This window comes from Brachybacterium sp. UMB0905 (genome assembly GCF_002871795.1).
In the GTDB taxonomy this organism is placed as follows: Bacteria; Actinomycetota; Actinomycetes; order Actinomycetales; family Dermabacteraceae; genus Brachybacterium.
In genome coordinates, this window is the sequence record NZ_PNHL01000007.1 from 44343 (window position 1) to 58785 (window position 14443).

Sequence of the window (14443 nt, forward strand, 5' to 3'; positions counted from 1 at the left end):
TGTGGCGCGGCCCTCAGGCGAAGGGCGGCGGATCCGCGGTGGCGCCCTGGGCGCGGATCTCGGCGATCAGCGCCTCGACGTCCGCGGAGGTGGTGGTGAAGGGGTCGAGGATCTGCACGGGCATCGCCCCAGGGCGGGTGAGGCGCATGGTGGTCCAGTCCACGGCGTGGTCCACGTCGTGCTCCTGGGCGGCGGTGACCACCTGGCCGCGCAGGTGGGCGCGGGTGGTGGTCGGTGCGGTGGTGCGGGCTCGCTGGATCTGCTCGGCGCTCAGCACCGTGGGTGCGAGGCCGCGGCGGCGCAGGGAGTCGAACAGGCCCCGCTCGGGATCCAGATCGTGGTAGGCGAGGTCCAGGCGTTCAAGCGCCGGATCGGACATGTCCGTGCCGCGTCGCTCGGTGACCTGGGTGAACAGTCGCTCCTTGATCGCCCAGTCGAGGTGCTGCGCGGCCCAGGTGCGGTCCCCGGTGCGGACGGCATCCAGGGCCTTCTGCCAGGTCTCGAGGGTTTCGTGCTCGGTCTCGTCCTCGGCGAGGTCGCTGACGTGGTCCAGCCAGCGCTGCTGGATCTCGAGCGCGGTGGTGGTGCCCCCGTCCTCGAGCGGCAGCGGGGTGCTGCCGGTGAGGTCGCGGGCGACGGCCCGGATCGCTGCGATGTCATCGGCGAGGGCGACGTCCGGCAGCGTGCGGCCGGATTCGATGGCGCGCAGCACGAGGTCGGTGGTCGCGAAGCGCAGGTGGGTGGAGACTTCGCTCATCGTGGAGTCGCCGACGATGACGTGCAGGCGGCGGAACCGGCTCGGATCGCCGTGAGGTTCATCGCGGGTGTTGATGATGGGACGGGTGCGAGTGGTGGCCGAGGAGACTGCCTCCCACATGTGGTCGCTGCGACGGGAGAACACGAAGCGCGCTGCCCCAGCTGCTGCGTCGGCGTCTGTCTTGTCACCACGGTTCTTGTCGTCACTGTCCTTATCGCCGATGCCGTCATCGGTCACGACACCACCGGCACCGGTGACGATCTGGCGGGTCACGAGGAACGGCACCAGGAATCGGGGCAGGCGGGTGAACTCGCCGCGACGGTCCACGAGGTAGTTCTCATGGGAGCCGAAGGCGTTTCCCTCGGAGTCCACATTGTTCTTCAGCAGGTGGATTCGGGCATCGTGCCCGGCCTCGGCCAGGCGGTCATTGGCTTGAGCGGTGAGGTCGGCGAAGATCTGCTCCCCGGCGCGGTCCTGGGCGACGAGCTCCCACCAGTCATCGCATTCGGCGGTCGCGTATTCGGGGTGGGAGCCCACATCCAGGTAGAGACGGGCGGCGTTCTTCAGGAACACGTTGGAGGAGCGGCCCATCGCGACGACCGGCCGGAACAGCTCCCGGGCGGCCTCTTCGGGCTCGAGGGCGCGCGTGCCGTCGGCGCGCACGCACACCAGACCGAATTCGGTCTCCAGTCCTCCCACGCGGCGTTTCACGGGCTCACTCCCCGCCCTTCTGCACGAAGGAGCGCACGAAGGACTCGGCGTTCGCCTCGAGCACCGAGTCGATCTCATCGAGCAGGTCATCGGCCGCTTGCGCGGAGGCGAAGGTCTGGCCGCCGGTGAGGTTCTCCTCGCCGGGGTTCTCGTCGTCGCCGGGGCCGGGGGCGTTCAGGGACTGCTGGGACATCGCTCCTCCTGGGGTGCTTAGCGGGTGGTCAGTCGGTGCTCACGGCGCGCTGCAGCGCCGCGAGCGTCTCATCGATGGGGGCGGCGGGGTCGATGCCGTGGTGGGAGCACCACTGCTGTGAGCCCAGGCGCGGATCGGCGAGCCGCAGCCGCATGCTGCCCTCGCTGCCGCGCAGCGTGATCACATCCCAGCCGGCGGAGGGCACATCGGCCCGGTGCGCGGCGACGAGGGCGCCTCGCAGGTGGGCGCGGGTGCTCGCGGGCGGCGTGGTGATCGCCTGCTGCACCTCCTGCTCGCTGACCAGGGTGGGCACCGCACCGGCGGCCCGCAGTCTGCCGAACAGTCCGCTGCTGGGCCGCAGGTCAGAGAACTGCAGGGCCATCATCGCCAGGCGCGGATCCTCCCAGCCCAGGCTGTGGCGGGCGCGGTAGCGCTCGAGCAGCTGCAGCAGCGTCACCCATTCCACGCGGCCGGCCGCCAGCATCGGGTCGCGTTCGAGCAGATCGAGGATCTCGCCCCATGCGGTGAGGACCTGCGCGGTCTCGGCGTCGTCGAGGTCGGCGGCTGCGCGGATCGACTCGAGGTGGGCTCGCTGGATCTGGAGGGCGGTGAGCTCGCGCCCGTCGGCCAGCGGCACTGTGGTGGTGAGGCTGGGGTCGTGGCTGATGTCGCGCACGGCCTGGACCGGGTCGGCGAGGGTGAGGTCCGGGAGGATGCGGGTGCCGCTGCGGTGCTGGGCCTCGAGGGCGGCGAGCAGCAGGGAGGTGGTGCCGAGCTTGAGGAAGGTCGATTCCTCGAGCTGATTGGCGTCCCCGATGATCACGTGCAGGCGGCGGAAGCGCTCGGCGTCGGCGTGGGGTTCATCGCGCGTGTTCACGATGGGCCGGTTCAGGGTGGTCTCCAGCCCCACCTCGGCCTCCATGAAGTCAGCGCGGGAGGAGATCTGGAAACCGGGCTGCTCGCCGCGCAGGCCGATGCCCACCCGGCCGGAGCCGACCAGGATCTGGCGGGTGACCAGGAACGGCAGCAGCGCAGCGACCACGTCCTCGAAGGGCACAGCGCGGTCCAGCAGGTAGTTCTCGTGGGTGCCGTAGGAGGCGCCCTTGCCATCGGTGTTGTTCTTGTACAGCGCCACGGCGGGCACCCCGTCGGTGCGGGCAAGGATGTCCATGGCGCGCCGCGCGATCTCCTCCCCGGCCCGATCCGCGATGACCGCTTCGCGGGCGCGCAGCACCTCGGGGGCGGAGTACTCGGGGTGGGCGTGGTCCACGTACCAGCGGGCCCCGGAGGTGAGCACCGAGTTGCCGATCGAGCGCTGCGCCGCCCAGGCGAGAATCTCCTGGTCATCACCGTCCGGCGGGACCTCCGGGCCCTGCAGCGGCAGGTCCAGCTCGATGCTGGGGACGTGGGCGTCATGCACCTCATCGGTGAGCTGACTGGGGTGGGCGGCGGCGCGCTCGAGCTCGAAGCCGCGAGCATCCCGCAGCGGCGTCTCATCCCCGTAGTCCCAGCGGACGCGCCGACCCCGCTCCCCCTCGTTCTCATCGAGCAGGGCGTAGGCGCCCACCACGAGGTGGGACAGCAGGATCGAGCTGCCAGTGCCGGCCTGGGCCCGCTCCTCAAGGTCGGCGTGGAGGATCCCGAACTCCGTCTCGATGCCCATCACCCGCTCGGTGGTGAGACGGGGGGCCGACGGGTCGCGGGGCGGGCGGGTGGGGCTGGTCATACGGTCCTCTCCCGCTCGCCGCTGAGGTCCCGGGCGGTCAGCGGCACGATCGCCTCGATGCGGCGCCGTCCCCCGACGCCGCTTACGCGCGCCCAGTCCTCAGCCTGCCCGGAGGCGGGCATGTCCTCGTTCTCCTCGAACTCGGCGCGGATGGCGGCATGCAGATGCGCGGCGCCGACACCGACCTCCCCGGTGGCGATCTGGTCCTTGACGGCGAGCTTCTTCGCGCGGTCGACGATGTTGCGCAGCGTCGCCCCGGAGACCACGTCGTGGAAATGCAGGGTCTCGTGGCTGCCATCGGAGAAGTCGATGCGCACGAACGCCGTCGAGGGATCCTCGGCGTAGATCTCCTGTACGGCGAGGTCCAGCAGCGCCTCGCGGTCCTCACGCACCGGCACCTGATCATCGAGGTACAGACCCAGGATCTCGCGGGCGGCCTGCGCGTCAGGGCGGCGCACGCGGATCTTCACATCCAGGCGGCCGGGCCGCAGGATCGCCGGGTCGATCATGTCCTCGCGGTTGGAGGCACCGATGACGATGACATTGTCCAGGCCTTCGACGCCGTCGATCTCCGCCAGCAGCTGCGGCACGATCGTGGTCTCCACATCGCTCGAGAGCCCTGTGCCGCGGGTGCGGAACAGCGCCTCCATCTCATCGAAGAAGATGACGACGGGGTGATCGGCGGCGGCCTTCTCGCGGGCCCGTTCGAACACCAGGCGGATCGAACGCTCGGTCTCTCCGACGTACTTGTTCAGCAGCTCGGGGCCCTTCACGTTGAGGAAGGCGGAGTTCGCGAGCGCCTCCTCGGTGCTGATACCCCGCACCTCGGCGCTGCGCAGCACCAGCTCATGCGCGACCGCTTTGGCGATCATGGTCTTGCCGCAGCCGGGCGGGCCGTACAGCAGCACGCCCTGTGGGGGTCGCAGGCCGTAGGTGCGGTAGAGGTCCTGCTGCAAAAACGGCAGCTCCACGGCGTCGCGGATCGCCTCGATCTGTGGGCCGAGCCCGCCGATCTGCTCGAAGGTCACTTCCGGCACCTGCTCGAGGACGAGGTCGGTGATCTCCGCGCGCTCGATCCGTTCGAGTACGAGCTGCGCGCGCAGATCTACCAGGACGTGGTCGCCCGGGTGCAGGGGCTCGGACCCGAGGCCGCCGGCGCGGCGCAGCAGGCGGTTGTCATCGGGGGCGACAGCGACGATCACGCGCTCATCGGCGAGGGATTCCAGGACCGTGACCACGTTCCCGGCATCGGCCGCGGGCACCGCCTCGATCGCGGCGAGGGCCTCGTTCAGCCGCAGCTCGGTGCCGGGGGTGAGGGCCTCGAGGTCCAGTTGCGCGGCGGTCGCTACGCGCAGGCGGCGCCCGTTGTGGAGCACGTCGATGGTGGTGCCCTCACAGCGGCGCAGGAAGGTGGCGTAGGAGTTCGGTGGATCGCCGACGCGTTCGAGGTCGGCCTTGAGCTCGACGATCTGGGTGCGGGCGGAGCGCAGCGAGGAGATCAGCCGGTCATTGTGGGCGGCGAGCTGCTCGAGCTCCGCGGTCATCTCCGCGTAGGTCTTCATCGCCATGTCTCCTCCTTCATCGGCTGGGTGGGGATCGACGGGGTCCGGGGCGGTGCTGGCACGCGGCTCAGCGGTCCCGGCCCTGGCGGATGTCCCGCAGGGCCCGTTTGATCTTGCGCGGGGCGACGCCCCGCTCCCCCAGGTCCTGCGGGGTCCACTCGTTCGTGGAGCCGCCGAAGCCGTCGTTGTCGGGGTGGTTCAGCTCCGCCTCATCCCGGGACCCGGGGGCGGGACGGGTGATGCGGCGCAGCGCCGGAGTGCCATGCGCGGTACGGCGGGCGGTCAGCAGGAAGCCGGTGTGGGCATTCATGCGGTGCTCGGGCCGCACGGCGAGACCTTCGAGGTGCCATGGCCGCACGAAGGACTCCCAGGCAAAGGGCTCGGTGAACTCGCCGTGGTCGCGCAGGGCCTCGGCGGTGCGGGACAGCTGGGTGACGGTCGCGACGTAGGCGAGGAACACGCCACCGGACACCAGTACCTCGGCGGCGGCATCTACGCATTCCCAGGGGGCCAGCATGTCCAGCACCACGCGGTCCACAGCGGGCGTGCCGGGGCTGAGCGTCGGAGCGATGTCCTGGAAATCGCCGACGCTCAACTGCCAGGCAGGGTGGTCCCCGCCGAAATAGGTCTCGACGTTCTCGCGGGCCACCTCGGCGAAATCTTCGCGCCGTTCGATCGAGTGGACGCTGCCCTCGGGGCCGACAGCGCGCAGCAGCGCGGTGGTGAGCCCGCCGGAGCCCACCCCGGCTTCGAGCACGCGCGCACCGGGGAAGATATCGGCCCACATGAGGATCTGCGCGGAGTCCTTGGGGTAGATGATCGCGGCGCCGCGCGGCATGGAGAGCATGTAGTCGCTGTACAGGGGGCGCAGCGCCTGGTAGCGGGTGCCGTGGTTGTCCTCGATGACCACGCCGTCCTCGGCGCCGATCAGCTGCTCGTGCAGGATCACGCCGCGGTGGGTGTGGAAGCGGCCGCCGGGTTTGAGGGTGATGGTGTGCAGGCGGTTCTTCGCGTCGGACAGCTGCACCTTGTCTCCGAGGGCGAAGGGGCCGGTGCGATCCAGGCCGCGGCGCGGGGCACGGGGGGCGGGAGCAGAGGCCCCGTCGGGCTGCGGCTGATCAGTCATACTCTCCAGCATAGGTCTGCGCCGGGGTGAGACCGCCCGGTGTTCACCGTCCGCGCAGGCGGGCGTTGACATCCGCGCTCATGATCACACCGCGGACCGACCCGTCGGCCTCCCGCACGAGGTACACGGGGGCGGGCGCATCCAGCATCGCGGACAGCAGCGCATCCCCGGCAAGGTCTCCGGGCAGGGAACGCACGGGCCCGATCGGCATGGCGATAGCGCTGACCGCGGTCGCCTCGCGGCGCGGCGCGGGCACCGCCGCGAGAGCCCCGGTATCGAGGCGGTAGGCGCGCCCGAGGCTGCCGGGTGCCGCCGGATCCGGGGCGAGGTCCACCACCAGCACCTGCTCGGGATCAACCTGGGCGGGCAGCTGGCCGAGCGGGGTCTGCGGCGCGCAGATCAGCATCGAGCGCAGCAGGTCCCCAGCGTCCAAGCGCTCGGCACGTTCCTGGACGCGGGCGCCCTCCAGGGCGCGCGAAGCCCCGGACCACAGCAGGGAGGCGATGAGCACAGCCCACACGATGGTCAGCAGCTGTCCGGTCATCGAGGCGTGTCCCCGGGCGGCGCGCCACAGCGGCACCAGGACGACGGCGATCGCCAGACCGCGGCCGATCCACGCAGTGACCCGGGTGCCGACGGTCGGGCGGCGCAGGATGCTGCCCAGCAACGCTTCGAGGGCGCGCCCGCCGTCCATCGGCAGCCCGGGCAGCAGATTGAATAGGGCCAGCGCCAGGTTCAGCCAGGAGCAGAAGCCCCAGAACAGTGCTGCCGGAGTCCCCGGGTCAGTGGCCAGTGCGGTGATCGCGAACGTGAGAGCGGCCAGCAGCAGATTGCTCACCGGTCCTGCGAGGGAGATGAGGATCGAGCCGATGCCACCGCGCGGTCCGCCGCGGTATTGGGTGTGCCCGCCCCACAGCGTCAGTGCGATGTGCTCGACGCGGGCGCCGAAGGCTCGGGCGATGAGGGCGTGCGCGGCCTCATGCACCAGTACGGACAGGACGAGGAACCCTCCCACCCCGATGGCCAGCAGGATCGCGCGAGAAGGGATCTCGGAGACGCGCTCGAGCGCCGGGTACATGAGCACCGCCAGCACGAGCACCATGATCACGGTGCCGGGGCTGACGCGCAGTGGCGGTAGGGAGCCCAGGCGCAGGGCACGGCCACTCATCGGCGCCTCCTCACGGTTGTGGCTGGGGTGATCGACGCTGTTTGGGCGATCTCGGAATCATCGTGGTCGTGGCGCGGTCTGCGCCGGAGGCAGGATACGGGCCGCACCTGCGCGGAGCGCCGCGGCGCCGCTTAAGCCACCCTGCCTATGATGGATCGATGAGTCGTATCGCCATCACCGCGTTCTCCGGCTGGAATGACGCCGGTGAGGCCGCCACCGGTGTGATCGAGCACCTGTTGGAGGTGTGGCCTTCGCGTCCGGCCGGGGCGGTGGATGCTGAGGAGTTCATTGATTTTCAGGTCAATCGGCCGGAGATCCGCACGACCGAGGATTCCCGGCGCGTGGTGGATTGGCCGGATACGCAGCTGCGGCTGATCACTCCTCCGCGCGGTCAGGAGATCATCACCGTGTGTGGGCCCGAGCCGTCGCTGCGGTGGAAGCGCTTCTGCGATGAGGTGCTCGAGCAGCTGCAGATCCTCGATGTGAGCTCCGTGGTCTCGCTCGGGGCGCTGCTGGCCGATGCCCCGCACAGCCGCCCGTTGCCCACGTCCGCTCTGGTCGAACCGGTGCCAGCGCAGCAGGTGGAGGAGAGCAGCCTGTACGAGGGTCCGGTGGGGGTGCCGACGATCCTCGCCCGCCGCACCGCGGCCGCGGGCCTGCGCACGACGAGCATGTGGGTGCAGGTCCCCCACTACGTCTCGCAGAACACCTCCCCGAAGGCGGTCCTGTCGCTGCTGCGGCAGGTGCAGGAGCACATCGGGGCGCCGATCCCGCTCGAGGAGCTAGTGGAAGATGCCGAGGCGTGGGAGCGGGGCGTGGATGAGCTGGCCCGCACCGATGAGGACATCGCCGACTATGTGCGGCGCCTGGAGCAGGCGCAGGATGCGGCCGAGCTGCCGGAGGCCAGCGGCGATGCGATCGCCAAGGAGTTCGAGCAGTTCCTGCGCCGTCGCCGCGAGGACGGCTGAGCCACCCGGGCAGCTGAGCGACCCCGGCAGCCAAGCGCCCGGGCGCTCAGGTGCTCAGCTCACGTCAGATCAAGACCGAACAGCGCATCGGCCGCTGCCGCGACATCCGCGGGAGCATCCGGCCCCAGCTCGAGCGTCGGCGGTTCCTCCCCGGCGGCCCAGGCGTCGAGGACTGCCAGCGCCTGCGGGGTGTCGAGGTCCTGGCGCAGGGACGCCCGCAGGGCCTCCACCACGGCCGGGTGCTGCCCGCCCCGGCGCGCCGCGGCACGGTAGGTCTCCAGGCGCTGCCGGGCGGCGTCGAGCTCGGCGTCGGACCAGGCCCAGTCCGAGCGGTAGTGGTGGGCCATGAGCACCAGACGGATCGCCATCGGCTCCACCCCGTCACGCACCAGACGGTGGACGAACACGAGATTGCCCAGCGACTTGCTCATCTTCTCGCCCTCGTAGGCGACCATCCCGGCATGCGCATAGGCGACGGCGAAGGGTCGACCGAGCGCCACCGCGTGTGCGGCGGACAGGTCGTGATGGGGGAAGATGAGATCGCTGCCCCCGGCCTGGATGTCGAAGGGCAGACCCAGTCCCTGGTCGGCGATGCATACGCACTCCACGTGCCAGCCGGGGCGGCCGCGGCCGAGCATCGGTGCGTCCCAGGCGGGCTCCCCGGGCCGGGCGGCGCGCCACAGCAGCGGATCGAAGCGCCCCCGCTTCCCGCGACGCTCCGGATCCCCGCCGCGCTCGGCGAAGACCTCGAGCATCTGCTCCTCACTCCAGCCCGATACGTCCCCCAGAGCGCCGTCCTGCGAAAGATCCAGGTACCAGTCCGCATCGGCCACATCGTCGTTCTCGACGCGGTAGGCGCGCCCACGCTCCACGAGGGCAGTGACCGCCGCGATGATCTCCTCCATCGCCTCGCTCACGGAGCGGAAGGTGTGCGGCGGCAGCACCCGCAGCGCCTCCATGTCATCGGCGAACAGCGCCACCTGAGAGGCGGCGAGCTCACGCCAGTCCACGTCATCGCGCGCGGCTCGCTCGAGCAGCGGGTCATCGACGTCGGTCACGTTCTGGGCGGTCGTGACCCGATACCCGGTGTCCGCGAGGGCCCGGTGGATGAGATCGGCGGCGTGATACGTCGCGGCATGACCCAGGTGGGTGGCGTCATACGGCGTGATCCCGCAGACGTAGAGGCGAGCGTGCCCCTCCTGCTGCGGCACCACCGGCGCAATGCGGCCGCTGCGGGCGTCGAACAGGCGCAGCGGCAGGCCGGAGGCGGGCAGAGGGGTCCAGGCAGGGGCATTCCAGGAGTGCACCCATCGATCATACGGGCGGGGACTGAGGCCGAGCCGTGACTCCGCCGCGGCAGCGACCTAGCCCAGAGCTGCACCTTCGCTCAGGCGCTTCCTGCCAGGCGTCTCAGGCACCGGCCAGGGGGTCGACCGCCCCGGCTCCCAGTAGGGCCAGCAGCACCAGGCCCGCCACGACGCGGTAGATGACGAACACGAGGTAGGAGCGGTTCTCGATGAGGCGCATGAACCAGACGGTCACGGCGTAGCCCACCGCGAAGGCGATCACGGTCGCGACGATGATCGCCATGAGGGACGGCTCCCCGGCAGCGGCAGCGGCCGCCCGCCCATCGGCCGTGAACAGCACCGGCACATCCTTCACAGCTTTGTAGAGGCCGGAGGCGAACACCGCGGGGATCGCCAGCAGGAAGGCGTAGCGGGCGGCGGCCTGCCGGGTGTAGCCCATGAGCAGACCGGCGGTGATGGTGCCGCCGGAGCGGGAGACCCCGGGGATCAGGGCGAGGGCCTGGGCGAGACCGAACAGGATGCCGTCACGGATGTTCAGCTCCCTCAGCTCCTTGCGCTGCGGGGCGATCCGGTCCGCGAGTCCCAGCAGCAGGCCGAAGACGATGAGCATCGTCGCGGTGATGTAGAGGTTGCGCAGGGAGTGGTCGATCTGGTCCTCGAACAGCAGGCCCAGCACGCCGATGGGGATCGAGCCGATGATCACCAGCCAGCCCATGCGGACATCGGGGTCCGAATGCGGCAGCTTGCCCGCGAGGGCACGGAACCAGCGGCCGATGATGCGGGTGATGTCCTTCCAGAAGTAGATCAGCACCGCCGTCTCGGTGCCCAGCTGGATGATCGCGGTGAATGCAGCGCCGGGATCCTGGCCGGGGTTCAGCAGCTCCCCCACCACGCGCACGTGAGCGCTGGAAGAGATGGGCAGAAATTCCGTCAGGCCCTGGACCAGACCCAGGATGACGGCCTCGAGGAAGGACATGGCACTCCTGTTGCATCAGCAGGGCACCCGGTGCTCCGGGGCCCGGAACAGACTACGCGGCGCCGGGCTGCATGCCCGGCGCCGCGCGGAGTTCAGAGGGTGAAGGGTCCGTGGATATCCCGCGGATGCGATGACGACTCAGCGGTCGTCGTCATGGTCCTCGTCGTCGTAGTCCTCGTCATCATCGTCGTAGTCGTCATCGTCGTCGAACTCGTCGAAGTCATCGAAGTCGTCGTCATCGTCCTCATCATCGCCGTCGAAGACGATCAGCGGCGTGGCGATGTCGAACTCGTCGAACAGTGCGTCGTCGTAGGCATCGAACGCCGTGGTCAGCCGCTCGGTGGCGGCATCCAGGGCGGGATCGTCGTCACCGCGCGAGGCGGCAGCGGCCTCGTAGTGACGTTCCAGGGCAGCGATCAGCGCAGCGAGGGCGGAGCGAGGATCCGTGTTCATGCGCTGACCGTACCTCGTCCATCCCCGAATTGGACAGGGGAAGGGCCCGCGGCAGGTCACGAATCCATCGCGGGATGGCTGGGAGCGCCGGGGCGGGATCCTGTACCGTGCGGAGCCATACCGTGCAGGTCAGCGCCGCCAGGAGGAGCCGATGATCACACCGCGCACCGAGCTCGTGGCCGGGATCCAGCATGTGCCCGATCCGCGGGGCTGGCGGGATCTGCCGCTCGAGAAGGGCCGCCGCCCCGAGGACTACGAGTTCCAGATCATCACGGTGCCGCGCGGCGCGAGTGTGGGGCAGGTCCGGGCAGAGCTCGCCGAACAGTCGGAGTACGGCCGCTGGGAGCATGCCCGCACCCGGGTGTACCTGGGCGGCGGGCGGAAGGTGTGGATGCGCCGACGGATCATTCGCGTCACCTCGACCCTGTGAGCTGACAGGCGGGTTAGGCCTTGCGGCGCTGCCGGTCGATCTCGTACAGCGCGATCGACCCGGCCGCCGCGGCGTTCAGCGAGGAAGCAGAGCCCTGCATCGGGATCTCGGCGATCACATCGCACGCCTCCCGCCAGGCGCTGCTCATGCCCACCGTCTCGTTGCCGACGACGAGCACGAGTCCACCGGTGAGGCCGGTGTCCGCGAGCAGGTGACCGCAGGCCTCATCGAGCCCGATGATGCGCCGCTCCTCCCCGGCGGCACGGCGCTGCTGCACCCAGTCGATGACGTCCCGGTGCGAGGCGAGGCGCAGCACGGGCAGCGCGAACATCGAGCCGGTGCTCGCGCGGATCGCTGCGGGATCCCACGGGTCGGCGGCATGCCCAGTGATGATGACCCCCTGCGCACCGAGCGCATCCGCGCTGCGGACCAGGGAGCCGATGTTTCCCGGCCCCGTCGGCCGATCGAACACGACCACCACCCCATCGGGACCGGCGGCATCCAGCCGGGTGAGGTCATCGGCGGGCAGCGCCGCGATGGCCAGCAGCTCCGGGGCGCCGTCCTCCCGCTCCCCGAGCTCCGCCATGAGCTCGGGCGCCACCTGCACCACGGGCCCGGGAGGGTCGGCCAGCAGCTGCTGCGCCCAGGTCGAGGGATTCTCCCGCCCGTCGCTCAGCAGGGCCCGGATCTCGATGCCGTGGGCGATGGCCTGGGTGAGGGGACGCACACCCTGGATCAGCATCTCCCCGCTGCGGGTGCGTTTGGTGCGGTTCCCGAGCAGTGCCTGCCACTGCTGGAACAGGGCGTTGCGCCGCTCGAGCCGGGACGGCAGACCGGGGCGGCCGCGCCGGGGCTGGGCCGGGCGGCGGGGACTCATCGCTGCGCCCCGGTATAGCCGAGCTGTCGCCAGGCCTCGTACACCGCGATGGAGGCGGCATTGGCGAGGTTCAGGGAGCGGCGGGCCGGAAGCATGGGGATGCGCACCTGGCTCGTGATCCGCGGATGCTCAAGCGCGTACGGCGGCAGGCCGGTGGGTTCGGTGCCGAACAGCAGCACATCATGTTCGCGGTAGCTGATCTCGTGGAAGCCGGTGCCGGTGTGGGTGGTAAAGGCGAAGACCCGCGCCCCCGGGAGAGCCGCGAGGGCAGCGTCCAGATCGGGGTGAATCTGCAGGTCGGCGAGGTCGTGGTAGTCCAGGCCGGCGCGGCGCAGCTTCGCGTCCTCGAAGTCGAAGCCGAGCGGCTCGATGAGGTGCAGGTGCGCCCCGGTGACCGCGGCCAAACGGATCGCATTGCCAGTGTTCCCGGCGATCGCCGGCTCATGGAAGAGGACGTGCAGCATGGCGGTGATTCTTCCATGGCCCGGGTTATCCACAGGATCGGTGGCTGACGCGCGCCGCGACGGCGGTCTCTGGTGCAATGGCGGGGTGAGTGCTGCGGATCTGGCCCTGTACGGAGTGCTGCTGGTGGTGTACCTGCCGCATGCCGTACTGCTCGCATGGGCCGACGGGCGCGAGCATCGCCTGCCCAATCCGCTGGTCGCCTCGCTCACGCTGAGCCTCACCGTGTGCCTGGGGCTGCTCGCGCTGCTGGTCCCATCTGTGCGGCAGGACCTGAAGGTCGCGGCGGTGCTTGCGCTGCTGGTGGGGGCCGGGGCGATCCTCATCGCGCTCGTGGCTCCGCCTCTGCTGGGCATGGGGGATGCGAAGACTCTCCCGGCCGTGGTGGCGATGACCGCGGCGTTCGGCGGGCAGCAGCTCATCGCCGGGATGCTGGGGATCATGCTGCTGGCCGGGCTCGCGGGGACGGTGGTCCTGGTCGCCACGCGGCGTGCGGGGGTGCGCTTTGCCGTCGGGCCCGTGCTGCTGGCCGGGCCGTTCCTGGGATTGCTGGGGGCGCCGCTGGTCGATGCAGCGCTCGGGACCGCGTGAGCGAGCTGCCCGGGCAACTGGTGCACCCCGCGCTGTGATCGAGCGCGCATCGAGGACCCGACCATCGGCGGACGCCTGTGGTTACCTGCGGGTCACACACTCGGGGTATGCGTCGACGGACCCTCATGCTCACCCTGCTCTCCTCTTCCGCGCTGGCCTCGTGCGCCGGCCCCTCGACATGCCCCGAGGGCACCGAGGAGATCCGCTACGACCAGGGCATGACCTATCTCGGGGAGGCTCTTGCTGAGCGGGGCTACGCCGTGCTGATCCCGGATCTCGGCACCCTGTGGGCGACCCCCGACGAGGAGGGGACTGATCCAGGATCTGCTGGGCAAGGGCACGCTCGTCTCGGGGCTCGGCTATGGGGGCTCTTCACAGATGAGGGTGTCGAGGGTGCTGCGGACCCCAGCCGCGGGTACCAGCCCCAACGAAAAAGGCCCCGGTGATCACTCACCGGGGCCTTCTCCACGCGAAGGATGTCGCGGGACACCCGCGAACGATGTCGTGAGACATCACAACGTGTCCGAGGGGGGACTTGAACCCCCACGCCCTCAAGCGGGCACTAGCACCTCAAGCTAGCGCGTCTACCAATTCCGCCACCCGGACAGGTGGTCGCCATGACGACTCAGAAAGACTAGCACGCACCCGCGGTGGATCCGTACGGATCAGGCCTCTGCCAGGGCCGACGTGGCCACTATCACGCCGTGGTGGTCAGGGATCGCACGCCCATCGCGTCATGGAGCAGCTCGAGCGCAGCACCGATCGCGGCGCATAGGCGTGCCGCCCCCTCGACGGCGGCGTGGGGCAGCTGTTCGGCGAGATCCTGCAGGGCCGCGGCGGCCAAGGCCGTCATCGTGGGATCCAGATCCGCGCGCGCCTCGGCCTCCCAGCTGAGAACCTGTCCCAGCAGCTGCTCGAGCTCCTGTGCTGCGGCGTGGTGGCGCTGGCCCAGCAGATCCGTGCGGGCACGGGCCGCCAGCGCGGTGCACTGGCGCAGCACATCCGTCGTATCCTCCGGCGCATCCTCCGGGGAGGCGGAATGTCGGGAGCCCTGCGGGGAAAGAATGGCGCGCTCACCCCGCGCCGTGCTGCTGCGCTCCCTCGTCGCCTCGCTCATGCTCCACACTCCCTCATGT

Annotated in this window: 16 protein-coding genes and 1 tRNA gene; 4 read left to right on the forward strand and 13 right to left on the reverse strand. The window is 70.3% G+C overall.

Annotation, left to right across the window (positions count from 1 at the left end; translation table 11 throughout):
- Positions 1–13: 13 nt before the first annotated feature.
- The 6 genes from pafA to CJ197_RS08315 form a co-directional block, all read right to left on the reverse strand.
- A complete protein-coding gene (gene pafA, locus CJ197_RS08290) occupies positions 14–1468 on the reverse strand; it encodes a Pup--protein ligase (protein ID WP_102236280.1) in 1455 nt (484 codons plus the stop codon).
- 4 nt (positions 1469–1472) lie between these two features.
- Complete coding sequence (locus CJ197_RS08295; protein ID WP_102236281.1) at positions 1473–1661, reverse strand: ubiquitin-like protein Pup; 189 nt, start codon at positions 1659–1661, stop codon at positions 1473–1475.
- Between the two features lie 28 nt (positions 1662–1689).
- Positions 1690–3387, reverse strand: coding sequence for a depupylase/deamidase Dop (gene dop / locus CJ197_RS08300; RefSeq protein WP_102236282.1), 1698 nt, complete (start codon positions 3385–3387; stop codon positions 1690–1692).
- Entirely contained in the window at positions 3384–4949 is a 1566-nt protein-coding gene (gene arc, locus CJ197_RS08305) for a proteasome ATPase (RefSeq protein WP_102236407.1), read from the reverse strand. The genes dop and arc overlap by 4 nt, the downstream gene beginning before the upstream one ends.
- A 67-nt stretch (positions 4950–5016) precedes the next feature.
- The gene (locus CJ197_RS08310; RefSeq protein ID WP_199173897.1) at positions 5017–6075 is read right to left on the reverse strand and encodes a tRNA (adenine-N1)-methyltransferase; all 1059 of its coding nucleotides are present in this window, start codon (positions 6073–6075) and stop codon (positions 5017–5019) included.
- Positions 6076–6118: 43 nt separating this feature from the next.
- Complete coding sequence (locus CJ197_RS08315; protein WP_102236284.1) at positions 6119–7243, reverse strand: M50 family metallopeptidase; 1125 nt, start codon at positions 7241–7243, stop codon at positions 6119–6121.
- Between the two features lie 158 nt (positions 7244–7401).
- Here CJ197_RS08315 and CJ197_RS08320 point away from each other — a divergent pair, with 158 nt between their 5' ends.
- Positions 7402–8211 carry a PAC2 family protein gene (locus CJ197_RS08320; protein ID WP_102236285.1) on the forward strand — a complete coding sequence of 270 codons (810 nt, stop codon included), beginning with the start codon at positions 7402–7404 and terminating at the stop codon, positions 8209–8211.
- A 59-nt stretch (positions 8212–8270) separates the two neighbouring features.
- Here CJ197_RS08320 and mshC read toward each other — a convergent pair whose 3' ends face one another.
- From mshC to CJ197_RS08335, 3 genes are all read right to left on the reverse strand, one after another.
- Positions 8271–9518: a cysteine--1-D-myo-inosityl 2-amino-2-deoxy-alpha-D-glucopyranoside ligase gene (gene mshC / locus CJ197_RS08325; protein ID WP_102236286.1), complete on the reverse strand. Its 1248-nt coding sequence runs from the start codon at positions 9516–9518 to the stop codon at positions 8271–8273.
- A 103-nt stretch (positions 9519–9621) separates the two neighbouring features.
- The gene (locus tag CJ197_RS08330) at positions 9622–10494 is read right to left on the reverse strand and encodes an undecaprenyl-diphosphate phosphatase (RefSeq protein WP_102236287.1); all 873 of its coding nucleotides are present in this window, start codon (positions 10492–10494) and stop codon (positions 9622–9624) included.
- Positions 10495–10632: 138 nt separating this feature from the next.
- Positions 10633–10947 (reverse strand): DNA primase, encoded by a 315-nt coding sequence (locus tag CJ197_RS08335; RefSeq protein WP_102236288.1) that lies wholly within the window; start codon positions 10945–10947, stop codon positions 10633–10635.
- Between the two features lie 151 nt (positions 10948–11098).
- Here CJ197_RS08335 and CJ197_RS08340 point away from each other — a divergent pair, with 151 nt between their 5' ends.
- Positions 11099–11377: a DUF5703 family protein gene (locus tag CJ197_RS08340; protein ID WP_102236289.1), complete on the forward strand. Its 279-nt coding sequence runs from the start codon at positions 11099–11101 to the stop codon at positions 11375–11377.
- A 13-nt stretch (positions 11378–11390) separates the two neighbouring features.
- Here the strand turns inward: CJ197_RS08340 and CJ197_RS08345 are convergent, their stop codons facing one another.
- Together CJ197_RS08345 and CJ197_RS08350 are read right to left on the reverse strand one after the other, a co-directional pair.
- Positions 11391–12254: a TrmH family RNA methyltransferase gene (locus CJ197_RS08345; RefSeq protein ID WP_102236290.1), complete on the reverse strand. Its 864-nt coding sequence runs from the start codon at positions 12252–12254 to the stop codon at positions 11391–11393.
- The gene (locus CJ197_RS08350) at positions 12251–12718 is read right to left on the reverse strand and encodes a tRNA (cytidine(34)-2'-O)-methyltransferase (RefSeq protein WP_102236291.1); all 468 of its coding nucleotides are present in this window, start codon (positions 12716–12718) and stop codon (positions 12251–12253) included. The genes CJ197_RS08345 and CJ197_RS08350 overlap by 4 nt, the downstream gene beginning before the upstream one ends.
- 85 nt (positions 12719–12803) lie before the next feature.
- On the opposite strand from CJ197_RS08350, the gene CJ197_RS08355 reads away from it, so the two are divergent.
- Both CJ197_RS08355 and CJ197_RS08360 read left to right on the forward strand, forming a co-directional pair.
- Positions 12804–13307: a hypothetical protein gene (locus CJ197_RS08355; RefSeq protein WP_102236408.1), complete on the forward strand. Its 504-nt coding sequence runs from the start codon at positions 12804–12806 to the stop codon at positions 13305–13307.
- 107 nt (positions 13308–13414) lie between these two features.
- Complete coding sequence (locus tag CJ197_RS08360; protein ID WP_146007734.1) at positions 13415–13753, forward strand: hypothetical protein; 339 nt, start codon at positions 13415–13417, stop codon at positions 13751–13753.
- Positions 13754–13827: 74 nt separating this feature from the next.
- On the opposite strand, the gene CJ197_RS08365 is transcribed toward CJ197_RS08360, so the two are convergent.
- Both CJ197_RS08365 and CJ197_RS08370 read right to left on the reverse strand, forming a co-directional pair.
- Positions 13828–13913, reverse strand: a tRNA-Leu gene (locus tag CJ197_RS08365).
- Positions 13914–14004: 91 nt separating this feature from the next.
- On the reverse strand, positions 14005–14424 hold the full coding sequence (locus tag CJ197_RS08370) for a hypothetical protein (protein ID WP_102236293.1): 420 nt from the start codon (positions 14422–14424) through the stop codon (positions 14005–14007).
- Between the last annotated feature and the right edge of the window lie 19 nt (positions 14425–14443).

Bases quoted from the DNA above. Each gene is read 5' to 3' on its own strand.
- CJ197_RS08295 (WP_102236281.1), bottom strand. From the start codon at position 1,661: ATGTCCCAGCAGTCCCTGAACGCCCCCGGCCCCGGCGACGACGAGAAC.
- dop (WP_102236282.1), bottom strand. From the start codon at position 3,387: ATGACCAGCCCCACCCGCCCGCCCCGCGACCCGTCGGCCCCCCGTCTC.
- arc (WP_102236407.1), bottom strand. From the start codon at position 4,949: ATGAAGACCTACGCGGAGATGACCGCGGAGCTCGAGCAGCTCGCCGCC.
- CJ197_RS08310 (WP_199173897.1), bottom strand. From the start codon at position 6,075: ATGACTGATCAGCCGCAGCCCGACGGGGCCTCTGCTCCCGCCCCCCGT.
- CJ197_RS08315 (WP_102236284.1), bottom strand. From the start codon at position 7,243: ATGAGTGGCCGTGCCCTGCGCCTGGGCTCCCTACCGCCACTGCGCGTC.
- CJ197_RS08320 (WP_102236285.1), top strand. From the start codon at position 7,402: ATGAGTCGTATCGCCATCACCGCGTTCTCCGGCTGGAATGACGCCGGT.
- CJ197_RS08330 (WP_102236287.1), bottom strand. From the start codon at position 10,494: ATGTCCTTCCTCGAGGCCGTCATCCTGGGTCTGGTCCAGGGCCTGACG.
- CJ197_RS08335 (WP_102236288.1), bottom strand. From the start codon at position 10,947: ATGAACACGGATCCTCGCTCCGCCCTCGCTGCGCTGATCGCTGCCCTG.
- CJ197_RS08340 (WP_102236289.1), top strand. From the start codon at position 11,099: ATGATCACACCGCGCACCGAGCTCGTGGCCGGGATCCAGCATGTGCCC.
- CJ197_RS08345 (WP_102236290.1), bottom strand. From the start codon at position 12,254: ATGAGTCCCCGCCGCCCGGCCCAGCCCCGGCGCGGCCGCCCCGGTCTG.
- CJ197_RS08350 (WP_102236291.1), bottom strand. From the start codon at position 12,718: ATGCTGCACGTCCTCTTCCATGAGCCGGCGATCGCCGGGAACACTGGC.
- CJ197_RS08360 (WP_146007734.1), top strand. From the start codon at position 13,415: ATGCGTCGACGGACCCTCATGCTCACCCTGCTCTCCTCTTCCGCGCTG.
- CJ197_RS08370 (WP_102236293.1), bottom strand. From the start codon at position 14,424: ATGAGCGAGGCGACGAGGGAGCGCAGCAGCACGGCGCGGGGTGAGCGC.